The organism is Streptomyces sp. NPDC001717 (assembly GCF_042892775.1).
Lineage (GTDB): Bacteria > Actinomycetota > Actinomycetes > Streptomycetales > Streptomycetaceae > Streptomyces.
Window position 1 is genome coordinate 1 of the sequence record NZ_JBIAUK010000052.1, and the last position, 23,362, is coordinate 23,362.

Genomic DNA, 23,362 nt, shown 5'->3' on the forward strand with positions numbered 1-23,362 from the left:
GCTGGACCGGCGTCTGCACGACCTGCCACCGGCCCCTCACCAGCAAGCCCTACTCCATCCCAAGATCAAGAACAACCTAACGGAGTCCTACTAGGGACCGACGGTCACGCGCGCCGCGACCGGCAGGTGGTCGCTGCCCGTGCGGGGCAGGGTCCAGGACGCCTCCGGTTCGATCCCGCGGACCATGATCTGGTCGATGCGGGCCATCGGGAACTGGGCGGGCCAGCTGAAGCCGAAGCCGTCGCCGGCCGCGCCCTGCGTGGAGCGCATCTGCGAGGTGACCTCGGACAGCGAGCGGTCGTTCATGGTGCCGTTGAGATCGCCGAGCAGGATGGCCTTCTTCAGCGGGTCCGCGGCGAGCGCGGCGCCCAGCGCGTCGGCGCTGTTGTCGCGCTGGTTGGCGGTGAAGCCGGCGTTCAGCTTGACCCGGACGGAGGGCAGGTGGGCGACGAAGACGGCCACCTGGCCCTGGGCGGTGTCGACGGTGACGCGCATGGCCCGCGTCCAGCCCAGCTTGATGTCCACCGGCCGGCTCGCGGACAGCGGGTACTTGCTCCACACCCCGACGGTGCCCTCGACCGAGTGGTACTTGTACGTGCCCGCCAGGACCTTCTCGTAGACGGGGACGACGCTGCCCTTGAGCTCGGTCAGGGCCAGTACGTCGGCCCCGGACTTCGCGATGGACTGGGCGGTGCCGCGCGGGTCGGGGTTGTCGGCGTCGACGTTGTGGGTGGCGACGACGAGGTTGCCGCCGGGGCCGGACTTGTCGGTGACCAGGCCGCCGAAGATGTTCACCCACACCGCGGCCGTCAGCAGTATCGCGATCAGCGCGGTCGCGGACTTCCGCAGGACCGCCCCGACCAGCAGCAGCGGGACGGCCAGCCCCAGCCAGGGAAGGAAGGTCTCGGTGAGGCTGCCGAGGTTGCCCACGTCGTTGGGCAGCTGCGCGTGGAACACCATGACCAGGCAGATCAGCACCGCGATCGCGGCCAGGACCAGGCCGCGGCGCCAGATTCCGGGGTCTTTGCGCAGTTCGGCCAGCCGGCGCCGGAAGCGGGACCCGGAGGGCTCGGGCTCCGAGCCGCCGTTCCCCGACTCCGTCATGTACGCCTGTGCCATGCCACTGCCCTCACTGCCGTGCTCGCGCTCCGTCCCCGCCCCTTGACCCTAGGCGATGACCGGAGCCTTTCCGTGCCCTGCGTCACGGCCGCTCGGAGCGGCCGTTCGTTCCGGAGGACGAACGGCCGTGCGGCACGGGTTCCGCTTGCCTGCGCTTGTCACGAAACGCGCACATTGCATCCTCCGCGCCCGGCGCGCTCCGCGCAGCACTTCCGCCTTTGGGCACGCGGATGCCACCATGGTGGGTGAGTCCGGGGACGCCGTAAGGGCGCCTCGAGATGACACAAGGAGCAGTTGCAATGACGCACGCCGTTTCGCCTGCCCGCGAACCCGCAGCAGCGCCCTCGTCGGACCCGCGCACGCTGTACGGAGGCACGGGCACCCGGCGCATCACCGTCCGCGACCTGACCCTCGCCAAGGAACGCGGCGAGAAGTGGCCCATGCTCACCGCCTACGACGCGATGACGGCCTCCGTCTTCGACCAGGCCGGTATCCCGGTGATCCTCGTCGGCGACTCCATGGGCAACTGCCACCTGGGCTACGACACCACCGTTCCGGTGACGATGGACCAGATGACCATGCTGTCGGCCGCCGTCGTACGCGGCACGAGCCGGTCGCTGGTCGTCGGCGACATGCCGTTCGGTTCGTACCAGGAGGGCCCCGTCCAGGCGCTGCGCAGCGCCACCCGCCTCGTGAAGGAGGCCGGAGTCGGAGCGGTGAAGCTGGAGGGCGGCGAGCGCTCGCTGGCCCAGACCGAGCTGATCGTGCAGTCCGGCATCCCCGTCATGTCACACCTGGGGCTGACGCCGCAGTCCGTCAACGCCATGGGCTACCGGGTCCAGGGCCGCGGCGACGAGGCCGCGCACCAGCTGTTGCGCGACGCGAAGGCCGCTCAGGACGCGGGCGCGTTCGCGGTGGTGCTGGAGCTGGTCCCGGCCGAGCTGGCCGCCGAGGTCACCCGGTCCCTGCACATCCCGACGGTCGGCATCGGCGCGGGCGCGGAGTGCGACGCGCAGGTGCTGGTGTGGACCGACATGATGGGCCTGACCGGCGGGAAGATGCCGAAGTTCGTCAAGCAGTACGCGAACCTCCGGCAGACCATGAACGACGCGGCGAAGGCCTTCGCGGAGGACGTGGTCGGCGGAACGTTCCCGCAGGCGGAGCACGCCTTCCACTGACGGACGTGCCCGTCGCGAAGCAGTACCGACAGCCCGCCGACGTCACGTCGGCGGGCTGTCGTCTGCGTGTCGGCGGGCTGTCGGTCGGCTGTCGGTGCTTTGTCAGTGGCGCCTGGTCCCATGGTGGACATGACGCGAAACGACAAGAACACCAACGCCGTCGAAGTGCGGGGGCTGGTGAAGCACTACGGCGACACCAAGGCGCTCGACGGGGTCGACCTGGACGTCCGCGAGGGCACGGTCCTCGGGGTCCTCGGACCGAACGGCGCCGGCAAGACCACCCTGGTCCGCTGCCTGTCCACCCTGATCGCCCCGGATGCCGGCACGGCGACGGTCGCGGGCTTCGACGTGGTCCGCCAGCCGCGGCAGCTGCGCCGCACCATCGGCCTCACCGGCCAGTACGCCTCGGTCGACGAGAAGCTCTCCGGCTGGGAGAACCTCTACATGATCGGCCGGCTGCTGGACCTGTCCCGCAAGGACGCCCGGTCGCGCGCCGACGAGCTGCTGGAGCGCTTCTCCCTCACCGAGGCCTCCAAGAAGGCCGCGATGCACTACTCCGGCGGCATGCGCCGTCGGCTCGACCTGGCCGCCTCCATGATCGGCAACCCGGCCGTGCTGTACCTGGACGAGCCGACCACCGGTCTGGACCCCCGCACCCGCAACGAGGTGTGGGACGAGGTGCAGCGGATGGTCGCCGAGGGGGCCACCGTCCTGCTCACCACCCAGTACATGGAGGAGGCCGAGCAGCTCGCGAGCGAGCTGACGGTCATCGACCGCGGCAAGGTCATCGCCAACGGCAAGGTCGACGAGCTGAAGGCCCGCGTCGGCGGCCGCACCCTGAAGATCCGTCCCGTGGACGCCTCCGACCTGCCGGGCATGGCCCGCTCGCTGGCCGAGGCCGGTCTCGACGGGGTGGCGGGCACGCAGGCCGTCCCGGACGAGGGCGTGCTGCTGGTCCCGATCCTGAGCGACGAGCAGCTGACCGCCGTCGTCGGCCTGCTGGCCGCCCGCGGGTACGCGATCGCCGACCTCGGCACGTACCTGCCCAGCCTGGACGAGGTGTTCCTGTCGATCACCGGCCAGAAGCCCACCATCGAGACCCCCGAGGAGGTCGCGGCATGAGCACCGTAACCACGACGAAGCCCGCCGACGCCGCGGCCGCCCCGGCGGCCGGTGCGGGCCCCCTGCCCGGCGAGGGCCGGATCGGCCTGCGGGCCAACCTGCGCCACATCGGCGCGCTCGTGCGCCGCAACGCGCTCCAGATCAAGCAGGACCCGGAGTCGATGTTCGACGCCGTGCTCATGCCGATCATCTTCACCCTGCTCTTCGTGTTCGTCTTCGGCGGCGCGATCTCCGGCAAGGGCAACCAGGAGGCGTACGTCAACTACGTCATCCCGGGCCTGATGGCCATGATGGGCATGAACATCTCGATGGCGGTGGGCACCGGCGTCAACGACGACTTCAAGAAGGGCGTCATGGACCGCTTCCGGTCCATGCCGATCGCCCGGTCCTCCGTGCTCCTCGCGAAGATCGTCGTCGAGGTCGGCCGCATGCTGGTCGCCATCGCGATCCTGCTGACCGTCGGCTTCATCCTGGGCCTGTCGATCAAGGGCTCGGTGCTGGACCTCTTCTACTCCATCGGCCTGTCCGCCGTCTTCGGCGCCTCGCTGATGTGGATCTTCATCCTGCTCGGTCTGACCATGAAGACGGCGCAGGCCGTCCAGGGCATGGCGATGCTGGTCCTGATGCCGCTGCAGTTCGGCAGCTCGATCTTCGCCCCGCCGACCACCATGCCGGGCTGGCTGCAGTCCTTCACCGACTACAACCCGCTGTCCAACCTCGCGGACGCGGCGCGCGCCCTGATCAACGGCACTCCCGTGGGCCACTCCGTGTGGATGACGCTGGGCTGGTCGCTCGCCATCACGGCGGTCACCATGCCCCTCGCGGTCCGCAAGTTCCGCCAGAAGACCTGATCCGGGTCGGCCGGTCCGTTCGGATCGCGTCCCGGACGGGCCCCTGACCGGGGGCCGGGTCAGACCAGGGCGGCGGCTTCCTCCAGGGTGAGGCCGCCGCCCTCGGCGTACGCCGCCTCGAAGTCGGCATCACCCAGCGCCGCCCGTGCCAACTCCTCGGCACGGGCGGCGTCCGCGCGTTCCGTGGTGACGGGGACGTGCGCGGGCGGCAGGTGCGTACGGTACGCGCCGAGCAGCCGGGCCGCGTCGTACGTGCGCCGCCGGCCGCCGAGGGAGGCCAGGGAGAGGCCCGCGGTCATCAGGTAGACGGCCTCCATCTGCGGGGCGACCATGGCGGCGAGCGGGTCCTGCACCGCGGCCAGGGCTTGTCGGAGCCCCTCCAGCGCCTCCTCGTAACGGCCGTCCTCGTTGTCGAGCCAGGCCATCGTGCCGAGCAGGAAGCCGTCGAAGAGGGCGTACGCGCCGAAGGCGAACTCGTCGCGCAGCGTCTGGATCTGGGCGCGGGCCTCGTCCCTGCGGCCGGTGCGGCCGAGGACTCCGGCGAGGAACATCCGGGCGGCGGGCATGGCCTCGTTGCCGTAGTCCTGCGGGGCGGCGACGATCCCGGAGAGGATGGTCTCGGCCTCCTCCAGCCGGCCCATCTCGGCGAGGTTCCCGGCCATCCGCACCCGCAGCACCGTCACCTGCGCCTTGGCCCCGAGGCGTTCGGCGTGCTCGATCGCCGCCCGGTAGTCCTGCGTGGCCAGGTCGTACTGGCCGCGCTTCTCGCGGGCCTCGGCCCGCGCGGAGAGTGCCTCGGCGCAGCCCCAGTCGTCCCCGAGTTCCCGGAAGACGGCCAGGCTCTCCTCGGCGTCGCGGGAGGCGTCGCCGGCCCAGTCGGCGCGGTTGGCGAGGACGTTGGCGCGCAACTGGAGGGCCGAGCCGAGCTCCCAGGCGTAGCCGAGCGCGCGGGCGGCCTCGACGGTCTCGTCGATGACCCGTTTGAGCAACCCCGGATCCCCCAGGATCATGACCGCGTAGATCCAGAGGGAGGCGGGGGTCCGGCAGGTCTGCGGGAGTCCGGGCCGGTAGACGGCGATCACCCCTTCGACCAGGGCCCGCACCTCCGGGGTGTTCCAGTTCTCGTTGGTCTGGTCGCGGGCCGCCAGCCGGACCAGGTGGACGGCACGCCAGGCCTCGGCGAGCAGTTCGCCGTCGTACGGGGGCGGGCTGTCCACGAGCCGCTCGTACACGGGCTCGGCGGGTACGAAGGGCGGCGTGAAGGGGTCGGGCCCGAGGGCCGCGGCGGCCTCGGCCCAGTGCCGGGACTCGGCGCGCAGGTCGTGCATGTGCCAGTACCAGCCGAGGGAGTGGATCAGGCACAGCACCTCGTCGGCGTCGCGGGCGGCGACGGCGCGGCGCAGGGCGGTGCGCAGGTTCTCGTACTCGGAGGCGAGCCGGTCGGCGGCCGCGCGCTGGCCGCGGCCGCGCAGCAGCGGCTCGCAGGTGCGGGCGAGTTCGCGGTAGTGGACGAGGTGGCGGCGTTCGGTGTCGGCGCGGTCGGTGCCGGCCGCGGTGAGCTGCTCGGCGGCGTACTCGCCGACGGTCTCCAGCAGCCGGTAGCGCATGGCGGAGCCGTCCGCTCCGGGGGCGGCGACGACGAGGGACTTGTCGACGAGGGAGCCGAGCACGTCCGCGACCTCGTACGCGGCGTCCGCGCAGACGTCCTCGGCGGCGGCGAGGTCGCAGCCGCCGGCGAAGACGGAGAGCCGGCGGAGCACCGTTCGCTCCGGCTCGTCCAACAGCTCCCAGGACCAGTCGACGACGGCCCGCAGGGTCTGCTGGCGGGGCAGGACGGTACGGGCGCCGCTGGTCAGCAGCCGGAAGCGGTCGTCGAGCCGGTCGGCGATCTGACGCGGCGTGAGCAGTCGGAGCCGGGCCGCGGCGAGCTCGATGGCGAGCGGCAGACCGTCGAGGCGGCGGCAGATCTCCGCGGCGGCGGCCGGGTCGTCGTCGGCGCGGAACCCGGGGCGGGCGGCGGCGCCGCGGTCGCCGAGGAGCCGCAGCGCGACCGGGTCGGGCAGCGGCTCGACGGGCCGCAGGGTCTCCCCCGGCACCCCGAGGGGTTCGCGGCTGGTGGCGAGGATCTGCACGCCGGGGCAGCGGGCCAGGAGCTCCTCGGCGAGCCGGGCGGCGGCGTCGACGACGTGCTCGCAGTTGTCGAGCAGCAGCAGGAGCCGGCGGCGCGCGCAGTGCTCGGCGAGCCGGTCGAGGGGGTCGTCGCCGTGGCGGTCGGTCAGCACCCGCAGTTCCTCGGTGGCGGCGCCGCGCAGCTTGGTCTCGCGGGCCCCGAGCGCGGCGAGCGCGGCTTCGGCGACGTCGTCCGGATCGTCCACCGGGGCCAGCTCCACGAGCCACACCCCGTCGGGCCAGTGCCCGCGGACGAGGTGCGCCTCGGCGGCCTCCTGCGACAGCCGCGTCTTCCCGGCCCCGCCGGGCCCGAGCAGGGTGACGAGCCGGGCCCGCGCGAGGTCGTCCCCGATGACCCCGATGTCGTCCTCGCGGCCCACGAAGGTGGTCAGCCGGGCCCTCAGGTTGCCCTGCTGCGGGGCCTGGTACGAGCCGCCGCCGGGCCCGGCGGCCGGGCCATGACCGGGGTAGGGGTCCCCGCCCTGCCCGGCCGCGGCACCGGCGGGCGCCTGCCCCGGCTGCGCCGGATGCCCGGCGTACGGGTCCCCGCCCTGCCCTGCGGCCGCGCCGGCCGGGCCCCGCACCCCGGACCCGCCGACGACACCCGCGGTGCCGGGCACCTGGCCCGGATGTCCGCTCCCCGCGGCTGCGGAGGTGTACGGTCCGTGCCCCGACCCGCCCCCGCCCGGGGGCTGCGCCCCGGACCGGGCGGGGTCCGGCTGCCCGGCCGCGCCGGGACCGGGGTACGGGGCGTGCGACCCGGGCCCGGCGTGGGCACCGGGGTACGGGGCCTGGGCTCCGGGGCCGCCCGGGGTCGGGGGCTGCGCCCCGGACCAGCCGGAGTCGGTGCCCCGGGCCCCCGGCCAGGGCTGCGGCGGGGACAGGAGTTCCGCGTGCAGGGCGCGCAGCGCCGGGCCGGGGTCCGCGCCCAGGCGGTCGGCGAGGTCGCGGCGGACGGCGTCGTACGCGGCCAGCGCCTCCGCCGGGCGGCCCGCGTCGCGCAGGGCGCGGATCCGCAGGGCCTGGAGCGGTTCGTCCAGCGGCTGCCGCGCGCACAGGGCGGTCAGCTCGGGCAGGGCCTGCTCGGCCCGGCCCAGAGCGAGGGCCGCGGCGAGCCGGCCCCGGCGCGCGTCGGACCGTACGGCCTCCCAGCGCGCGGCCTCGGCGGCCGGGTCGGGCAGGTCCGCGAGCGCGGGTCCGCGCCACAGGGCGAGGCCCTCCTCGTACAGGGCGGCGGCCTTGGCGGCGTCCCCCGCGGCCAGCGCCTCCTCCCCGCCCCGTGCGAGCCGCTCGAAGCGGTACAGGTCGACGTCCTCCCGCTCGGCGGCCAGCTGGTAGCCGCCGTCCGCGGAGCGCACCGCCCCGTGCCCCAGCGCCCGCCGCAGCCGCGCGACCAGGGCCTGGAGGGCGGCCACGGCGTCGGCCGGCGGGTCGCCGTCCCACACCTGGTCGACCAGGAGGTGCGCCTGCACCACCCGCCCCGGGCGCAGCGCGAGCGCGGTCAGCAGCGCCCGCAGGCGTGCGCCGCCGACGGCGACGGGGGTCCCGTCGTCGCGGATGGCCTGGGTGGTGCCGAGGATCGCGTAATGCACCGGCCCATTGTCCCCGTAGCGGCCCCCGGCCCCGACTGCATTTCCGTCCCGCACCCGGGATAGGTTTCGCCGCATGGGTCATCAGGGCAGCCGCGACGAGCGGCGCATCAGTTCCGTGTTCCTCGGCATCGTCGCCGTCATGGCGGTCACCGGCTGGGCGGTGTGGACCCAGTACGCGACGAGCACCGGCCTCGCCGTCTTCCTCTTCGTGACCTCGGCGTGGGTCGTCTCCCTCTGCCTGCACGAGTACGCGCACGCCCGCACCGCCCTGCACGGCGGCGACCTGACGGTGGGGGCCAAGGGCTACCTGACGCTGAACCCGCTCAAGTACACGCACGCGCTGCTGAGCATCATCCTGCCGGTGCTGTTCGTGATCATGGGTGGCCTGGGCCTGCCCGGCGGCGCCGTGTACATCGAGCGCGGCCGGATCCAGGGCCGCTGGAAGCACAGCCTCATCTCTGCGGCGGGCCCGCTGACCAACGTGGCCTTCGCCGTCGTCTGCACGGCCCCGTTCTGGCTGGACGCCCTCGACGGCGTCCCGTGGCCCTTCCGCTTCGCGCTGGCCTTCCTCGCCCTGCTCCAGGTCTCGGCGGCGATCCTGAACTTCCTGCCGGTACCGGGCCTGGACGGCTACGGAATCATCGAGCCGTGGCTCTCGTACGGCGTCCGCCGCCAGGTGGAACCGCTGGCGCCGTTCGGCCTGATCGTGGTCTTCGCCCTCCTGTGGATCCCGGAGGTCAACGCCGTCTTCTTCAACGCGGTGAGCGGCGTACTGTCCGGCCTCGGCGTCTCGGACCTGGAGACGTACTGCGGCCGCGACCTCTACCGCTTCTGGCAGGACACCAACGGCCTGTGCGCGGTCCCGCGCTAGCGACTACGAACTGCGCGCCGCCTTCTCGGCCTTCGCCTTGCGCTGGTAGTACCAGGCCATGTTCGACGTGAGGCCCGCGAGCAGCACCCACACGATCCCGATGTAGTTCCCCTGGACGAAGGCGACGACGGCCGCGGCGGTCGCGAGGACGCAGACGACGACGGCGAAGACGGCAAGGCGGGGCATGGGGAGAACTCCTCGGAAACACTGAAGGCGGTCGAGCCCTCCCAGTGTCCCCCATGCCCCGCAGTGCTCCCGTAAGGACGGGGCGGATCGGGCGAGGGATCACATTCGGCCAATTTCGTCTTTACCCGATGTTCCACATGGCTCGGAGTTTACGGTTCGCCGGTACACGCTGAGCCGGGGGGAACACATGCAAGAGATCGTCAAGGGTGCGAACGTCAGCCTGACCGCCCTCAGCGAGGACGCCGGTTCGGTCGTCGTGAGTCTGAGCTGGACCAGTGCCACCGGCGCCGGGGACGCCGACGTGTCCGTACTGCTGCTGGACGAGAACGGCAAGGTCCGCACCGAGAACGACTTCTACTTCTACAACAACCCCGCCGCGGCCGACGGGAGCGTGCAGCTCCTCGGCAAGACGCCGACCGAGAACGGCGACGAGGACCGCATCGGCGTGGACCTGGCGGCGGTGCCGCAGGACGTCGTACGCATCGTGGTGGCGGCCAGCCAGTACGGTGACGCGTCGTTCGGCGACCTCGACGACCTGCGGATGACCGTCGCGGACCGCTCGGGCGAGCCGCTGGTCGGGTTCTCCATCGAGGACGCGAGCGTGGAGACGGCCTTCATCTTCGGCGAGCTGTACCGGCGGGGCGAGGAGTGGAAGTTCCGCGCCGTGGGACAGGGCTACGAGACGGGTCTTGCCGGTCTGGCCACGGACTTCGGCATCACCGTCCTGGAGGAGGCCGACGAGCCGGGCGCGCTCGCGGAGGCCGGAGGGGCCGAGGAACCCGGAGCCCTCGCGGAAGCGGAGGCCGCAGGAAGCCCGAAGGCCGAGGTCCCCGAGGTCGTACCTGCCGGACCCGCCGCACCGAGCCTGCCCGCTTCCTCAGCCGAGCCCACCCCCGCCGAGCCCGATGCCGCCGAACCCAATGCCGCCGTGCCCGCCCAGACCCGCGGCCGTGCCCCGCGCACGACCAAGAAGAAGACCACCCTGCCCAGGGCGGCCAAGAAGTCCCTTGCGGAGAACGACGGCTGGCGGCCCGCTCGACTCTTCCCGGTCCCGACCCTCAAGAGCGACAGGGAGCGCGAGGTCCGGGCCACCTCCGTACTGCTGTCCGTCATGGAGCAGGTCCCGGAGTTCGGCCGCCGCCTCACCGCCGCGTTCGGTGCGCCCGCCGGACGGATGCAGACCTTCACCGAGGTCCCCCTCCCGCACGGCGACACCCCGAAGCGGCCGGACGGCGTGATCCGCGTGGAGCGGGCCGGGAAGCTCTGGACGGCGCTCGTGGAGACGAAGACGAACGGCAACCCGCTCAAGGCCGAGCAGGTGCAGGCGTACATGGACATCGCCGCGCGCCGCGGCTACGAGGCCGTGATCACCCTCTCCAACGACGTGGCCCTCGAAGGCACCGCGATGGTCGACATCAAGGTCGACGGACGACGCAAGCACAAAGTGGGCCTCTGGCACCTGTCGTGGGCCGAGGTCGCCCACCAGGCGCAGATGCTGATTCACCACGAGGGCGTGGGCAATCCCGCCCACGCCTGGCTCCTCCAGGAACTCCTGGCGTACCTCCAGCACGAGAACTCCGGCTGCCACGGGTTCCAGAACATGGGCCCCGCCTGGGTACCGGTCCGCAACGGCATCGAGGACGAGACCATCGACCTCGGCGACGGCCGTGCCGTCGAGGTCGTGGAGAGCTGGGAGCGGCTCGTCCGCCAGGTCTGCCTGCGTCTGGGCGGGGAGCTCGGGCAGAAGGCCCTACCCGTCCAGCGCACCCGTCGGGGCAGCGATGCGCAGGCCCGCCGGGTCGCGGCGGCGGAGCGACTGTGCACGGAAGGGCGGCTCTCCGCCGAGCTGCGCATCGAGGGAACCAGCAACGTCATCGCCGTCGTCGCCGATCTGCGGACCGGGAAGGTGCGCACGTCCGTGGACGTCCCCGCGCCGGAGGGCTCGTACCCGCTGGTCATCGTCAAGCGGCTACTGCGGCTGCTCGCCGAGGCCCCGGCGGACCTGCACGTGCAGAGCCTCGTCGCCGAGGGGAACGGGCCCCGCGGCACGCTGGAGCGGCTGCGCCCCGAGCCCGGCGATCTGCTGCCGAGGGACGGGGCACCGCTCACCGGATTCCGACTGACCCTGATCAAGGGAATGGGAGCCGGCCGCGGCAATACGGAGTCTGGGTTCATCCGCAGCGTCGACGACGCCGTGGACCGCTTCCACCAGGGTGTGGTGGCGCACCTGAGCTCGGCCGGGTCGCGCCCCGGCCGCCGGGGCTGAGCCCGGCGGCGGGCCCCAGGCGGGGTCAGACGTCCGTGATGCGGAGGCCCGCGTGGGCCTTGTAGCGGCGGTTCGTCGAGATCAGGTTGGCGACCAGGGATTCGACCTGGTGGGCGTTGCGCAGGCGGCCCGCGAAGACTCCGCGCATGCCCGGGATGCGGGCGGCGAGGGCCTGGACGAGGTCCGTGTCGGCGCGGGATTCGCCGAGGACCATCACGTCGGTGTCGATCTCGTCGATGGTCTCGTCCTGGAGGAGGACCGCCGAGAGGTGGTGGAAGGCGGCGGTGACCCGGGAGTCCGGGAGCAGGGCTGCGGCCTGCTGGGCGGCGCTGCCTTCCTCGACCTGGAGGGCGTACGCGCCCTGCTTGTCGAAGCCGAGCGGGTTGACGCAGTCGACGACGAGCTTGCCCGCGAGGTCCTCGCGCAGGGCTTCGAGGGTCTTGGCGTGGCCCTCCCACGGCACGGCGACGATGACGATGTCGCTGCGGCGCGCGCATTCGGCGTTGTCGGCCCCTTCGACGCCGAGGCCCAACTCCTCGGCCGCGGTCCGCGCGCGGTCGGCGGCGCGGGAGCCGATGATCACCTTCTGGCCCGCCCGGGCGAGCCGGTAGGCGAGGCCGCGGCCCTGGTCGCCGGTGCCGCCGAGGACGCCGACGACGAGGCCGGAGACGTCCGGGAGCTCCCAGGGGTCCTTGGCCGGCGGCTTCTGCGTGATGTCTGAGGAAGTCGAGGAAGTCGAGGAAGTCATGGGGGCGAGGGTACTGCCGAGTAGGCGACAGTCGAAGGGCCGGGAAGGGGGAGGAAGCGGTGGGAAGCGGTCACATTCGCGCCGCCCATACGGCAGGATGCCGCGTATGGATGCCGTGAGAGTCGCGCTGCTGCGGGAGGTGCTCGCCGGAACGCAGTGGCCGGGGGCCGCGCGGCGCTTCGCCGGGGTGCTGCGGCGTTCCGTGGTGCCCGCCGGCGGGAACCTGCTGCTGGTGGGGACCGAGAGCTACGAGCCCTGGCACCTGGCGGCGCACCTGGTGGACGAGGCGGCCTGGTCGGGTCTGCCGCAGCTGGCGCCCACGCTGGTACGCCACCGGGTCCTGCCCGGGGAGCCGCCGCACCTGTCGGTCGGGCTGAGCCGGCTGGAGGCGGCCCGGCGCGGGCACACGCTGCTGGTGGTGGCCCCGCGGGAGCCGGGCGCGGGGCTGCTGGAGCGGGTGCACGACGCCCGGCGCGCGGGGGCGACCGTACTGTCCCTGGACGGCGGGGACCCGGATCTGGGCACGCTGGCGCACGACGCGCTGTCGGTGCCGGACGGGGCCGCCGAGCTGGATCTGGACACCGTGCAGCACCTGGTCAGCGCGGCCGCCGGGGAGAACAGCCTGCCGGTGCAGCGCGGGCCGCGTCGCTTCCGGGACCGGCTGGCACGGCTGGCCGATCAGCTGACCGCACCGCCGCCCAGCCGCTGGTGACCGGACGTCAGGTCGTCGTGCCCTCGTCCTCCTCGCGGGACTTGTCGTTCCACTTGGGGTCGTTCTGCCATTCGAGGTTGCGTTCCTGCGCCGACTCCATGGCGTGGGCGGCCTCCTCGGGGCTCCCGTACGGACCGAAGCGGTCCTTGGCGGGGCACTCGGGGCCTTCCTCGACCTTCTTGTGGACCAGGCAGTAGTACCACTCGCCCGGTTTGCCCACCTGGCGTTTCTTGAACAGGGCCATCGCTCTTGGGCTCCTCTCGATACCGCTGCCGAACGATCTCTGTCGCCATGCTGCCCCATCCCCGCTGGATACACTCGCATGCATGTCTGGCCAGTCGCTGCTCGTACCAGGCGAGCTCTCTCCCGCCCGTTCCGTTCCCGGAAACATCCGCCGGCCCGAGTACGTGGGCAAGCCCATGCCCACGCCGTACACCGGACCGGAGGTGCAGTCGGCCGAGACCATCGAGGCCATGCGCATCGCCGGCCGGATCGCCGCCCAGGCGATGGAGGAGGCCGCCAAGCTGATCGCCCCGGGGGTGACCACCGACGAGCTGGACCGGGTCGCGCACGAGTACATGTGCGATCACGGCGCCTACCCGTCGACCCTCGGCTACCGGGGCTTCCCGAAGTCCCTGTGCTCCTCGGTCAACGAGGTCATCTGCCACGGCATCCCCGACTCCACCGTCCTGCGGGACGGCGACATCGTGAACCTCGACGTGACCGCGTACATCGGCGGGGTCCACGGCGACAACAACGCCACCTACCTGTGCGGGGAGGTGGACGAGGAGTCGCGGCTGCTGGTGGAGCGGACCCGCGAGTCGCTGAACCGGGCCATCAAGGCCGTCAAGCCGGGCCGTCAGATCAACATCATCGGCCGGGTCATCGAGTCGTACGCGAAGCGCTTCGGCTACGGCGTGGTCCGTGACTTCACCGGCCACGGCATCAACTCGTCCTTCCACTCCGGCCTGATCATCCCGCACTACGACAGCCCGCACGCCACCACCGTCATCGAGCCCGGGATGACCTTCACCATCGAGCCGATGCTGACCCTAGGCACCCACGAGTACGACATGTGGGAGGACGGCTGGACCGTCGTGACGAAGGACCGCAAGCGGACGGCGCAGTTCGAGCACACCCTGGTGGTGACGGACAGCGGGGCGGAGATCCTGACCCTGCCCTAGCGGCCCGGCGAGGCGGCTCCCTTTTTACCGACAAGGCGTCGGGAACCCGTTGACTTAGGCGAACCTCAGCAGGAGGATCAGGCGTGGCGGCCTCGCCGTCACGCCTGTTTCCGCTTCCTGGAGGTCGGTCTTGGACGCTTTCTCTACGGTCATCCGCGTCGCCTCGCACGAGCAGCACACCGAAGCGGAGACCTCGACCTTCATGAGCGACCTGCTGGGCGGACGGCTCGGGGTCGACGCGTACACCCGCTACACCGAGCAGCTGTGGTTCGTGTACCGGGCGCTGGAGGACGCCGCCGAGTCCCTCAGGGACGACCCGGTCGCCGGCCCGTTCATCCGGCCCGAGCTGATGCGCGTCGCCGAGATCGAGCGCGACCTCGCCCACCTGCTGGGCCCCGACTGGCGCTCCTCGGTCTCGGCCCTGCCGGCGACGGAGGCCTACGCCGCCCGGGTCGCCGAGTGCGCGGCCGAGTGGCCGGGCGGGTACGTCGCCCACCACTACACGCGCTACCTGGGCGACCTCTCCGGCGGCCAGATCATCCGCGACAAGGCGGAGCGCACCTGGGGCTTCGAGCGCAAGGGCGACGGCGTCCGCTTCTACGTCTTCGCGGACATCTCCAACCCGGCCGCCTTCAAGCGCGTCTACCGCGAGCTGCTGGACGCGATCGCCGCGGACGACCTGGAGAAGCAGCGCATCATCGACGAGTGCAAGCGCGCCTTCGACTTCAACGGCGCCGTCTTCCGCGAGCTCGGCGAACAGTTCCCGCTCAGCGCGTAGCCCCTCCGGGGAGGCGGACCCGACCCCGCGCGGGAGCATCTCCCACCGGTAGCCCCCGGCGTTCGGGACTCGGGGGCCCGGGCGGAGCCCCGGGGAACCCGGCTCCGCCGGGCACCGGGCTCCGCCCGGGCCATCCCCCGGCCACCGCCGGGGGTGTCCCCTTCCTCAAACGCCGACGGGGCCGACGGTGCCCGGCTGCGCCGCGAAGCGGACGCGGCCGCCGATCTCGACCGTGCCGTCCGGGCCGGGCGCCGTGAGGATCTGGGAGCCCGCGCCCTGGGTGATGTTCAGGGCGCGGTTCAGTTCGGCGGTCAGCAGGATCGCGGCCGAGCCCGTGGCCTCGTCCTCGGCGATGATCCCGTCGGGACGGCGCGGGAAGCCGCGGGCCCGTACCCGGCCGGCGGTCTCGTCCTCCCAGGCCCACGCGTACAGCCAGCCCTCGCCCGGCGGCGGGGCGGGCAGCGCCTCCACTTCGGCGACGGACGCGAACTGCTCGGTGCGCTTGCCCTCGACCCACTCGGGGCGGGCCGTGATCCAGGTGAACTCCCCGTCGTCACGGGCCCACACGGAGCCGACCGGCGGCTGGAGCTCCTCGATGTCCAGCAGCCACGCGAGGCCCACCAGCGGGTGTCCGGCGAAGGACATCCGCGTGCCGGGGGTGCGGATGTCGACGATCCCGCGCTCGGGGTCGTCGACGAAGACCGTCTCGCTGTAGCCCAGTTCGGCGGCGAGGGCCTGCCGTGACGTGTCGTCGGGGCAGCTCCGGCCGTCGCGTACGACACCGAGCAGGTTGCCGAAGCGGCCGTCGCCCGCACAGAAGACCTTCAACACGTCGAGATCGTTCACGCGGGCATTCAAGCACGGCCTCCGCCCGCCCCGCGGGGCCGAACGGCGGCGCAATCGGACGGCCCTCCGCCGCCCCACCCGGCACACCGGCCCCGCGTGCGGTTCCCGTACGGGGAACGACGGATTCCGCAGTACGGAACGGTCGCTGCGGCTTGACCTCCGCTTGACCTTTCCATGGGGCCGTCATGGAGTGGCCGTAATGGCGCCGTGTCCATGGCCGAAAGGTGAGAGCTGAATCACTGGACGAGTGGGTATTGGTCAGGTAAGCCTCGGTTAAGTTAGGTCCGCCTCACCGGCCTCTCCCCCTTGGGACGGCCCGATTCGTCCGACGCCCAGGAGCCCGCATGCGCCCCGCCCGCCTCACCGTCATCGCCGCCGCCTCCGTGGCGGCTGCCCTGACCGCCGTCACCGGCTGCTCCCAGAAGAGCGACGCGGGCGGCGACGGCGCGATCAAGGTGGCGGCCTCCGACAGCGCCTGCGACGTGTCGAAGAAGGAGTTCCCGGCGGGCAAGGTCACGATCGACGTCGAGAACAAGGGCTCCAAGGTCACCGAGGTCTACGTCCTCTTCCCGGACGCCCGCATCGTGACCGAGCGCGAGAACATCGGCCCCGGCACCAAGGCCTCCATCACCGCCGAGATCAAGGCGGGCGACTACGAGATCGTCTGCAAGCCCGGCATGAAGGGCGACGGCATCTCGCAGAAGATCAAGGCCACCGGCAAGGGCGCCGCCGCCGACAAGCGCAGCCCCGAGGCGGACGCCGCCGTCGCCGCCTACCGCGCGTACGTGGTCAAGCAGGCCGAGGAGACCCTCCCCAAGGCGCAGGCCTTCGCCGACGCCGTCAAGGCCGGCGACATCGAGACCGCGAAGAAGCTGTACGCCGCCTCCCGCATCGGCTGGGAGCGCACGGAGCCGGTCGCCGAGTCCTTCGGTGACATCGACCCGAAGGTCGACGTCCGCGAGGACGGCCTGGAGGCCGGCCAGGACCCGGCGAAGGACTGGACGGGCTGGCACCGCCTGGAGAAGTCCCTGTGGGCCGACAACAAGATCGACGACAACGACAAGAAGCTCGCCGACACCCTGATCACGGACCTGACCGACTGGCAGAAGAAGGTCGGCTCGGCGGAGATCACCCCCAGCTCCATCGCGAACGGCGCCAAGGAGCTCCTCGACGAGGTCGCCAGCGGCAAGGTCACGGGCGAGGAGGAGCGCTACTCCCACACCGACCTGGTCGACTTCAAGGCGAACGTCGAGGGTGCCCAGGAGGCCTTCGAGGTCCTGAAGCCGATCGTCTCGAAGTCCGACCCGGAGCTCACCAAGCAGCTGGAGACCCAGTTCGGGGCGATGTCGGTCCTGCTCGACAAGTACCGCGCCGACAAGGCGAGCTACGACTTCACCTCCTACGACAAGGTCGGCGACGCGGAGCGCAAGGAGCTCTCGGACGCCGTCTCCGCCCTCGGTGAGCCGCTGTCCAAGCTCGCCGCCGCGGTCACGAAGTAAGTCACGGCAGAGTCGAAGGAGGCGGGAGACCACCATGAGCGAGTCCGAGTCGGCGGCGCAGCAGCAGCCGGAACAGCAGGAGGCCGGCGAGTCCACGGCCGCGGCCACGCCCTCGCGGCGCGCGGTCCTGGGCTGGGGCGGGGCCGGGCTCGCGCTCGGCGCGGCGGCGGCCGGCGGTGCGGCGGCCGCGTTCGGCGGCGGTTCGGACATGGTCTCGGCGGCCGCGGCCGGTGCGGCCGTGCCGTTCCACGGTGATCACCAGGCCGGTATCGCGAGCGCCGTGCAGGACCGTCTGCACTTCGCGGCCTTCGACGTGAAGACGAAGAGCCGTGACGAGCTGATCAAGCTCCTGAAGGACTGGACCGAGGCGGCCCGCCGCATGACGGCCGGCCTCCCGGTCGGCGAGGGCGGCTTCGGCGGTCTCCCGGAGGCCCCGCCGGACGACACCGGCGAGGCCCTGGGCCTGAAGGCCTCCCGCCTCACCCTGACCATCGGCTTCGGACCGGGCCTGTTCGCCAAGGACCGGTTCGGGCTGGAGGGCAAGCGCCCCGACGCTCTGATCGACCTGGAGCTGTTCCCCGGCGACAACCTCGACCCGGCCCGCTCCGGCGGCGACATCTGCGTCCAGGCCTGCGCCGACGACCCGCAGGTCGCCGTGCACGCGATCCGCCAGCTGGCCCGCATCGGCTTCGGCAAGGTCGCGGTGCGCTGGTCGCAGCTCGGCTTCGGCAAGACCTCGTCGACCACGCCGGACGCGCAGACCCCGCGCAACATGATGGGCTTCAAGGACGGCACCCGGAACATCTCGGGCACCGACGACGCGGCCCTCGCCAAGCACGTGTGGGTCGGCTCCGGCGACGGCAGCGACTGGATGACCGGCGGCTCGTACCTGGTCTCCCGGCGCATCCGGATGCACATCGAGACGTGGGACCGCACCCCCCTGCAGGAGCAGGAGGACATCTTCGGCCGCGACAAGGGCGAGGGCGCCCCGGTCGGCAAGTCGAAGGAGCGCGACGAGCCGTTCCTGAAGGCGATGAAGCCCGACTCGCACGTCCGCCTCGCGCACCCCGACAGCAACGACGGCGCGACCATCCTGCGCCGCGGCTACTCCTTCACCGACGGCACGGACGGGCTGGGTCGCCTCGACGCGGGCCTGTTCTTCATCGCCTACCAGCGGGACGTCCGCAAGGGCTTCGTCCCGCTCCAGCGCCGGCTGTCGAAGAACGACGCACTGAACGAGTACATCCAGCACGTGAGCTCGGCGATCTTCGCCGTCCCGCCGGGCGTCCGCGACAAGGACGACTGGTGGGGCCGGACGCTGTTCGCGTAGTCCCCGTCGTCGTACCGCCCGTAGGGCCCGGAGATCCCGGAGAGGAACCACCGCCGTGTTCGGCAACTATCTGATCGGCCTGCGCGAGGGGCTGGAGGCCAGCCTGGTCGTCTGCATCCTCGTCGCGTACCTGGTGAAGACCGAGCGCCGGGACGCCCTGCGTCCCGTGTGGCTCGGCATCGGGATCGCCTGCGCGCTCTCGCTCACCTTCGGCGCGATGCTCGAATTCGGCACCCAGGAGCTGACCTTCGAGGCGCAGGAGCTGCTCGGCGGCAGCCTCTCCATCATCTCGGTGGGCCTGGTGACGTGGATGGTCTTCTGGATGAAGCGCACCGCGCGGCACCTGAAGGCCGAGCTGCACGGCAAGCTGGACACGGCGCTCGCCATGGGCACCGGCGCGCTCGTCGCCACGGCCTTCCTGGCCGTGGGCCGCGAGGGCCTGGAGACCGCGCTGTTCGTGTGGGCGTCCGTACGCGCGAGCGGCGAGGGCTCCTCGGCCCCGCTGATCGGGGTGCTCCTCGGCATCGCGACGGCGATCGTGCTGGGCTGGCTCTTCTACCGGGGCGCCCTGAAGATCAACCTGGCGAAGTTCTTCAAGTGGACCGGCGCCATGCTCGTGGTCGTGGCCGCGGGCGTGCTCGCGTACGGGGTCCACGACCTCCAGGAGGCCCGCTTCCTGGGCGGTCTGGGCGACAAGGCCTTCGACATCAGCGCCACCGTCCCGCCGGACAGCTGGTACGGGACCCTGCTCAAGGGCGTCTTCAACTTCCAGCCGGACCCCACGGTCATCCAGCTGTCGGTGTGGGCGCTGTACCTGGTGCCGGTGCTGGCGCTGTTCTTCTACGACTCGAAGCGCCCGGCCGCCCCGAAGCCGCAGCCCGCGGCCGCGGGGGCCGAGCAGCAGGCCGGCTGACGGGCCGGAACGACCGAACGGGCCGTGGAGGCCGCCGCAATGGCGGCCTCCACGGCCCGTTCGCGTGCCACCGTCACCACAACCGGTCGATCAGCCCCGGGTACAGCGGGACCCGGGCCCCGGTGAAGGCCGCCCGGTCACGCTCCCGGGCGTCCGTGAAGAAGGCGGCCAGGACCTCCTTGTCGAAGCCCGGTCCGTCGGTGCCGAGCGGCTCCTGCGGGGTGCCGCCGACCAGCACGGTGCCGGGGCAGCCCCTCGAATCCGGCCGCCTCGTAGAAGGGGACCAGCGGGCGGTCGCAGCTGAACAGCGCCAGGTCCACGGCCGGGTCCGCCGCCAGTGCGGCGCGGGCCGCCCGGACCAGCCGGCCGCCGTGTCCCTTGCCGCGCAGGGCCGCCCGCGTCACGACCGCGCTGAGCCCGGCCGCGCGGTACGTCCGCCCCGCGAGCGGGACCTCCTTGAACAGCAGCGCCAGCGAGGCGAGGACGGTGCCGTCGGCGTGCACCAGCAGCAGGGCGCGCGGCGCGAGCAGCGGGTCGTGCCCGGGTGTGGACCCCGGCCAGGCCGCCTCCTCCAGGTCCGCGACCTGCCGCGCCAGCGCCCCGGGAACGTCCGCCTCCGCGAACCGGATCACCTTCACGCCCGCGCCCTCCTCGGTGCTCCGCCCGCGATCCGCGGGCCGGGGGTCGGGGGCGGAGCCGCCGCAGTGGCGCCACACCCGTTCACGCGATCCGCGCGCCCTCGCCGGCGACCCTCACCCGGGGGTCGCCCGCGCGCAGTTCCACCGTGAGCACTCCGGGACGGCCCATGTCCTCTCCCTGGTGCAGGGTGAGGACGGCCTCCTCGGGGACCAGCCCGAGCTCGCGCGCGTACGCCCCGAAGGCGGCCGCGGCGGCGCCCGTGGCCGGGTCCTCGACGACTCCGCCGACCGGGAAGGGGTTCCGTACGTGGAACTCCGCCGGGCCCGCGCGGTGCACCAACTGGACGGTGACGAGGTCGAGGCGCCGCATCAGGGCCTCCAGCCGGGCGAAGTCGTAGTCGAGGTCCGCGAGCCGGGCCCGGGTGGCCGCACCGAGCACGAGGTGGCGCGCACCCGCGTAGGCGATCCGGGCAGGGAACGCCGGATCCAGGTCCGCCGCGGGCCAGCCCAGGGCGGCCAGCGCCTCCCCCAGGTCCTCGGCACCGATCTCTTCCACCCGGGGTTCGACGCTGGTCAGCGTGGCCCGCAGCCCTCCGCCGGGTGACTCGGTCACGGACACCGGGACCGTGCCCGCCCGGGTGGCGAAGACCAGCTCACCCGGGCCGATCCGCTCCCCGAGCGCCACGGCGGTGGCCACCGTGGCGTGCCCGCAGAACGGCACCTCCGTCTTCGGGCTGAAGTAGCGCACGGAGAAGGCACGGCCCGGTTCACCGCCGAGCCCCTCGGGCGGGTCGGTCAGGAAGGCCGTCTCGCTGTAGCCCAGCTCGGCGGCGATCTCCAGCATCGCGCCCTCGTCGAGCGCGGCGGCGTCGAGGACGACTCCGGCGGGGTTGCCGCCTTCCGGGTCCCGGGAGAAGGCGGTGTAACGCAGAACTTCGGTGTCCGTCATCCGGCCATGATCAACCGCGATCCGGCGGCCGCGCAACGGGGTTGCTCAGCCCCGCCCGATGTACGGCATCGTCGTCGCCATCACCGTCGCGAACTGGACGTTCGCCTCCAGCGGCAGCTCCGCCATGTGCAGGACGGTGCGCGCCACGTCGGCGGCGTCCATCACCGGCTCGACGGCCAGCTGCCCGTTCGCCTGGAGGATGCCGGTCTGCATCCGCTCGGTCATCTCGGTCGCCGCGTTGCCGATGTCGATCTGGCCGCAGGCGATGCGGTACGGGCGCCCGTCCAGCGACAGGGCCTTCGTCAGGCCGGTCATCGCGTGCTTGGTCGCGGTGTAGGCGATGGAGTGGGGGCGCGGCACGTGTGCGGAGATGGAGCCGTTGTTGATGATCCGGCCGCCCTGGGGGTCCTGTTCCTTCATCTGGCGGAAGGCGGCCTGCGCGCACAGGAAGGATCCGGTCAGGTTGACATCGACGACCGAGCGCCACGCGTCGTAGGAGATGTCCTCCAGCGGGACACCGCCGGGGCCGAAGGTTCCGGCGTTGTTGAAGAGCAGGTCGAGGCGCCCGTACCGGCCCCGCACCGACTCGAACAGAGCATTCACCGCATCCGGGTCGCTCACGTCGGTCGGCACGCACATCACGTCGGCGTCCTCGCCCGCCGCCTTCGCGGTCTCCTCCAGCGGCTCGATCCGGCGGCCCGCCACGGCCACGGCCCAGCCGGCGGCGGCCAGGGTCAGGGCCACGGAACGGCCGATTCCGGAGCCGGCGCCGGTCACCACTGCGATCTTCTTGGCACTTGCGTTCATGGGGCCGCAGGTTACGTCACACCGGGCTCCGGCCCCGGGACGTTCCGATAGCTGAGAGCATGGGTCGGTCAGGGGTGCGAAAAACAGACAAGAGGACTGGAGTTCCCGTATGTCGGAGAGAGGCCCCTCGACGGCCCCCTCGGGCGCCGCGTCGCCCGAATCGCCCTCCGTCCCCCTGACGACGGCACGCCGCACCGGCTTGCTGGTCACCTTCATACTCGGCGGGCTCACCGCCCTCCCGCCGCTGTCCATGGACATGTACCTCCCGGCTCTGCCGGAGGTCACCACCGCCCTGCGCAGCCCCGCCGCGACCATCCAACTCACCCTGACCGCCTGCCTCGCCGGCATGGCCCTGGGACAGCTCGTCATCGGCCCGATGAGCGACAAGTGGGGCCGCCGCCGCCCGCTGCTCACCGGCATGGTCGTCTACGTCCTCGCCACCGCCATCTGCGCACTCGCGCCCTCCGCCGAACTCCTGATCGCCTTCAGGCTGCTCCAGGGACTGGCCGGCGCGGCCGCGATCGTCATCGCCCGGGCCGTCGTGCGCGACCTGTACGACGGCGTCGAGATGGCCCGCTTCTTCTCCACCCTGATGCTCATATCCGGCGTGGCCCCGATCGTCGCCCCGCTCATCGGCGGCCAGGTGCTGCGCTTCTCGGACTGGCGCGGGGTGTTCGTCGTCCTCACCGCCATCGGTATCGCGCTCACCCTGACGGTGTGGCGCAGCCTGGGCGAAACCCTCCCCGCCGAACGCCGGCAGACCGGCGGCGTCGGCGCCGCCCTGCGCACCATGCGGGGCCTCCTGGCCGACCGCGTCTTCACCGGCTACACGCTGACCGGCGGCTTCGCCTTCGCCGTCCTCTTCTCGTACATCTCCGCGTCCCCCTTCGTGGTGCAGGAGATCTACGGGGCCTCCCCCCAGGCCTTCAGCCTCCTCTTCGGCATCAACTCCGTCGGGCTGATCGCCGTCGGCCAGATCAACGGCAAGCTGCTGGTGGGCCGGGTCAGCCTGGACAAGGTGCTGAGCGTCGGCCTCGCCATCGTCACCGCGGCGGCCGTCTCCCTCCTCCTGATGTCGACGGGCGTCTTCGGCACCGTGGGCCTCACCCCGATCGCGGTCGCCCTCTTCGTACTGATGTCGGCGATGGGCGTGCTCCTGCCGAACACCAACGCCCAGGCCCTCATGCGCACTCCGCACGCGGCGGGCTCGGCCTCTGCGCTGATCGGCACCTGCTCCTTCCTCGTTGGCGCGATCGCCTCGCCCCTGGTCGGCATCGCGGGCGAGGACACGGCCGTCCCGATGGCCGTGGTCCAGCTGACGTGCGTCCTCCTGGCGACGACCTGCTTCCTCGCCCTCTGCCGCCCCTGGCGGCCCCGCCCCTGACCCCACGGGGCGGCCCGGACTGCGCGGCCCCCGCAGTGCCCAGCGGGCCGGCCCACGCCCGTACCCCCGCGCCGGCGGGGTCGCCGAACGCCGCTGCTCGGCGAGGCGGGCCCACGCCCATACCGCCGCGCCGTCGGGGTCGGGTGTGCGGTGGGGCGCCCCCGCAGGGCGTCGAACGCACCACGTCATACGTGTCCGCTGCCCCTGCCCGTTCGACGCC

21 protein-coding genes are annotated in these 23,362 nt (G+C 72.4%); 12 read left to right on the forward strand and 9 right to left on the reverse strand.

The window, feature by feature from the left end:
* Positions 1 to 90: 90 nt before the first annotated feature.
* Complete coding sequence (locus tag ACFYZL_RS39380; protein ID WP_384746100.1) at positions 91 to 1,119, reverse strand: endonuclease/exonuclease/phosphatase family protein; 1,029 nt, start codon at positions 1,117 to 1,119, stop codon at positions 91 to 93.
* A 299-nt stretch (positions 1,120 to 1,418) separates the two neighbouring features.
* Here ACFYZL_RS39380 and panB point away from each other — a divergent pair, with 299 nt between their 5' ends.
* From panB to ACFYZL_RS39395, 3 genes are all read left to right on the forward strand, one after another.
* Positions 1,419 to 2,297: a 3-methyl-2-oxobutanoate hydroxymethyltransferase gene (panB, locus tag ACFYZL_RS39385; RefSeq protein WP_384746101.1), complete on the forward strand. Its 879-nt coding sequence runs from the start codon at positions 1,419 to 1,421 to the stop codon at positions 2,295 to 2,297.
* A 120-nt stretch (positions 2,298 to 2,417) separates the two neighbouring features.
* Complete coding sequence (locus ACFYZL_RS39390) at positions 2,418 to 3,419, forward strand: ATP-binding cassette domain-containing protein (protein WP_384746102.1); 1,002 nt, start codon at positions 2,418 to 2,420, stop codon at positions 3,417 to 3,419.
* Positions 3,416 to 4,270 carry an ABC transporter permease gene (locus tag ACFYZL_RS39395; RefSeq protein WP_388685939.1) on the forward strand — a complete coding sequence of 285 codons (855 nt, stop codon included), beginning with the start codon at positions 3,416 to 3,418 and terminating at the stop codon, positions 4,268 to 4,270. The genes ACFYZL_RS39390 and ACFYZL_RS39395 overlap by 4 nt, the downstream gene beginning before the upstream one ends.
* A 59-nt stretch (positions 4,271 to 4,329) precedes the next feature.
* On the opposite strand, the gene ACFYZL_RS39400 is transcribed toward ACFYZL_RS39395, so the two are convergent.
* Positions 4,330 to 8,031 (reverse strand): BTAD domain-containing putative transcriptional regulator, encoded by a 3,702-nt coding sequence (locus ACFYZL_RS39400; protein WP_388685942.1) that lies wholly within the window; start codon positions 8,029 to 8,031, stop codon positions 4,330 to 4,332.
* A gap of 73 nt (positions 8,032 to 8,104) precedes the next feature.
* On the opposite strand from ACFYZL_RS39400, the gene ACFYZL_RS39405 reads away from it, so the two are divergent.
* A complete protein-coding gene (locus ACFYZL_RS39405; protein WP_384758312.1) occupies positions 8,105 to 8,902 on the forward strand; it encodes a site-2 protease family protein in 798 nt (265 codons plus the stop codon).
* A 3-nt stretch (positions 8,903 to 8,905) separates the two neighbouring features.
* On the opposite strand, the gene ACFYZL_RS39410 is transcribed toward ACFYZL_RS39405, so the two are convergent.
* On the reverse strand, positions 8,906 to 9,088 hold the full coding sequence (locus ACFYZL_RS39410; protein ID WP_384581195.1) for a hypothetical protein: 183 nt from the start codon (positions 9,086 to 9,088) through the stop codon (positions 8,906 to 8,908).
* Between the two features lie 187 nt (positions 9,089 to 9,275).
* On the opposite strand from ACFYZL_RS39410, the gene ACFYZL_RS39415 reads away from it, so the two are divergent.
* Positions 9,276 to 11,354, forward strand: coding sequence for a TerD family protein (locus ACFYZL_RS39415; RefSeq protein WP_388685946.1), 2,079 nt, complete (start codon positions 9,276 to 9,278; stop codon positions 11,352 to 11,354).
* Positions 11,355 to 11,379: 25 nt separating this feature from the next.
* On the opposite strand, the gene npdG is transcribed toward ACFYZL_RS39415, so the two are convergent.
* The gene (gene npdG / locus ACFYZL_RS39420; protein ID WP_388685948.1) at positions 11,380 to 12,102 is read right to left on the reverse strand and encodes an NADPH-dependent F420 reductase; all 723 of its coding nucleotides are present in this window, start codon (positions 12,100 to 12,102) and stop codon (positions 11,380 to 11,382) included.
* Positions 12,103 to 12,208: 106 nt separating this feature from the next.
* Between npdG and ACFYZL_RS39425 the strand changes: the two genes are divergently transcribed.
* Positions 12,209 to 12,814: a hypothetical protein gene (locus ACFYZL_RS39425; protein ID WP_384758319.1), complete on the forward strand. Its 606-nt coding sequence runs from the start codon at positions 12,209 to 12,211 to the stop codon at positions 12,812 to 12,814.
* A 7-nt stretch (positions 12,815 to 12,821) separates the two neighbouring features.
* Here ACFYZL_RS39425 and ACFYZL_RS39430 read toward each other — a convergent pair whose 3' ends face one another.
* Entirely contained in the window at positions 12,822 to 13,058 is a 237-nt protein-coding gene (locus ACFYZL_RS39430) for a hypothetical protein (RefSeq protein WP_384758321.1), read from the reverse strand.
* 82 nt (positions 13,059 to 13,140) lie between these two features.
* Between ACFYZL_RS39430 and map the strand changes: the two genes are divergently transcribed.
* Both map and ACFYZL_RS39440 read left to right on the forward strand, forming a co-directional pair.
* A complete protein-coding gene (map, locus tag ACFYZL_RS39435; RefSeq protein WP_384758324.1) occupies positions 13,141 to 13,998 on the forward strand; it encodes a type I methionyl aminopeptidase in 858 nt (285 codons plus the stop codon).
* Between the two features lie 130 nt (positions 13,999 to 14,128).
* Positions 14,129 to 14,776 carry a heme oxygenase (biliverdin-producing) gene (locus ACFYZL_RS39440; RefSeq protein ID WP_384729168.1) on the forward strand — a complete coding sequence of 216 codons (648 nt, stop codon included), beginning with the start codon at positions 14,129 to 14,131 and terminating at the stop codon, positions 14,774 to 14,776.
* Between the two features lie 165 nt (positions 14,777 to 14,941).
* Here ACFYZL_RS39440 and ACFYZL_RS39445 read toward each other — a convergent pair whose 3' ends face one another.
* Positions 14,942 to 15,622, reverse strand: a complete 681-nt coding sequence (locus ACFYZL_RS39445; RefSeq protein WP_388685953.1) for a PhzF family phenazine biosynthesis protein — start codon at positions 15,620 to 15,622, stop codon at positions 14,942 to 14,944.
* A gap of 344 nt (positions 15,623 to 15,966) precedes the next feature.
* Between ACFYZL_RS39445 and efeO the strand changes: the two genes are divergently transcribed.
* Genes efeO through efeU form a run of 3 tightly spaced genes read left to right on the forward strand, consistent with a single transcriptional unit; the run spans position 15,967 to position 19,364 of the window.
* Positions 15,967 to 17,121, forward strand: a complete 1,155-nt coding sequence (gene efeO, locus ACFYZL_RS39450) for an iron uptake system protein EfeO (protein ID WP_384758839.1) — start codon at positions 15,967 to 15,969, stop codon at positions 17,119 to 17,121.
* A gap of 34 nt (positions 17,122 to 17,155) precedes the next feature.
* Positions 17,156 to 18,451 (forward strand): iron uptake transporter deferrochelatase/peroxidase subunit, encoded by a 1,296-nt coding sequence (gene efeB / locus ACFYZL_RS39455; protein ID WP_384758842.1) that lies wholly within the window; start codon positions 17,156 to 17,158, stop codon positions 18,449 to 18,451.
* Between the two features lie 55 nt (positions 18,452 to 18,506).
* Positions 18,507 to 19,364, forward strand: coding sequence for an iron uptake transporter permease EfeU (efeU, locus tag ACFYZL_RS39460; RefSeq protein WP_384758845.1), 858 nt, complete (start codon positions 18,507 to 18,509; stop codon positions 19,362 to 19,364).
* Positions 19,365 to 19,501: 137 nt separating this feature from the next.
* Here efeU and ACFYZL_RS39465 read toward each other — a convergent pair whose 3' ends face one another.
* The 3 genes from ACFYZL_RS39465 to ACFYZL_RS39475 all read right to left on the reverse strand — a co-directional run bounded on the left by ACFYZL_RS39465 (position 19,502) and on the right by ACFYZL_RS39475 (position 21,758).
* Positions 19,502 to 20,002, reverse strand: a complete 501-nt coding sequence (locus ACFYZL_RS39465) for a GNAT family N-acetyltransferase (protein WP_388685956.1) — start codon at positions 20,000 to 20,002, stop codon at positions 19,502 to 19,504.
* A gap of 82 nt (positions 20,003 to 20,084) precedes the next feature.
* On the reverse strand, positions 20,085 to 20,951 hold the full coding sequence (locus ACFYZL_RS39470; RefSeq protein WP_388685959.1) for a PhzF family phenazine biosynthesis protein: 867 nt from the start codon (positions 20,949 to 20,951) through the stop codon (positions 20,085 to 20,087).
* Positions 20,952 to 20,996: 45 nt separating this feature from the next.
* Positions 20,997 to 21,758: an SDR family oxidoreductase gene (locus tag ACFYZL_RS39475; protein ID WP_384758957.1), complete on the reverse strand. Its 762-nt coding sequence runs from the start codon at positions 21,756 to 21,758 to the stop codon at positions 20,997 to 20,999.
* A gap of 109 nt (positions 21,759 to 21,867) precedes the next feature.
* Here ACFYZL_RS39475 and ACFYZL_RS39480 point away from each other — a divergent pair, with 109 nt between their 5' ends.
* Entirely contained in the window at positions 21,868 to 23,142 is a 1,275-nt protein-coding gene (locus ACFYZL_RS39480; protein WP_384758954.1) for a Bcr/CflA family multidrug efflux MFS transporter, read from the forward strand.
* Positions 23,143 to 23,362: the final 220 nt, after the last annotated feature.

Bases quoted from the DNA above. Each gene is read 5' to 3' on its own strand.
- ACFYZL_RS39380 (WP_384746100.1), bottom strand. From the start codon at position 1,119: ATGGCACAGGCGTACATGACGGAGTCGGGGAACGGCGGCTCGGAGCCC.
- panB (WP_384746101.1), top strand. From the start codon at position 1,419: ATGACGCACGCCGTTTCGCCTGCCCGCGAACCCGCAGCAGCGCCCTCG.
- ACFYZL_RS39390 (WP_384746102.1), top strand. From the start codon at position 2,418: ATGGTGGACATGACGCGAAACGACAAGAACACCAACGCCGTCGAAGTG.
- ACFYZL_RS39395 (WP_388685939.1), top strand. From the start codon at position 3,416: ATGAGCACCGTAACCACGACGAAGCCCGCCGACGCCGCGGCCGCCCCG.
- ACFYZL_RS39405 (WP_384758312.1), top strand. From the start codon at position 8,105: ATGGGTCATCAGGGCAGCCGCGACGAGCGGCGCATCAGTTCCGTGTTC.
- ACFYZL_RS39410 (WP_384581195.1), bottom strand. From the start codon at position 9,088: ATGCCCCGCCTTGCCGTCTTCGCCGTCGTCGTCTGCGTCCTCGCGACC.
- ACFYZL_RS39415 (WP_388685946.1), top strand. From the start codon at position 9,276: ATGCAAGAGATCGTCAAGGGTGCGAACGTCAGCCTGACCGCCCTCAGC.
- npdG (WP_388685948.1), bottom strand. From the start codon at position 12,102: ATGACTTCCTCGACTTCCTCGACTTCCTCAGACATCACGCAGAAGCCG.
- ACFYZL_RS39425 (WP_384758319.1), top strand. From the start codon at position 12,209: ATGGATGCCGTGAGAGTCGCGCTGCTGCGGGAGGTGCTCGCCGGAACG.
- ACFYZL_RS39430 (WP_384758321.1), bottom strand. From the start codon at position 13,058: ATGGCCCTGTTCAAGAAACGCCAGGTGGGCAAACCGGGCGAGTGGTAC.
- map (WP_384758324.1), top strand. From the start codon at position 13,141: ATGTCTGGCCAGTCGCTGCTCGTACCAGGCGAGCTCTCTCCCGCCCGT.
- efeO (WP_384758839.1), top strand. From the start codon at position 15,967: ATGCGCCCCGCCCGCCTCACCGTCATCGCCGCCGCCTCCGTGGCGGCT.
- efeB (WP_384758842.1), top strand. From the start codon at position 17,156: ATGAGCGAGTCCGAGTCGGCGGCGCAGCAGCAGCCGGAACAGCAGGAG.
- ACFYZL_RS39470 (WP_388685959.1), bottom strand. From the start codon at position 20,951: ATGACGGACACCGAAGTTCTGCGTTACACCGCCTTCTCCCGGGACCCG.
- ACFYZL_RS39475 (WP_384758957.1), bottom strand. From the start codon at position 21,758: ATGAACGCAAGTGCCAAGAAGATCGCAGTGGTGACCGGCGCCGGCTCC.
- ACFYZL_RS39480 (WP_384758954.1), top strand. From the start codon at position 21,868: ATGTCGGAGAGAGGCCCCTCGACGGCCCCCTCGGGCGCCGCGTCGCCC.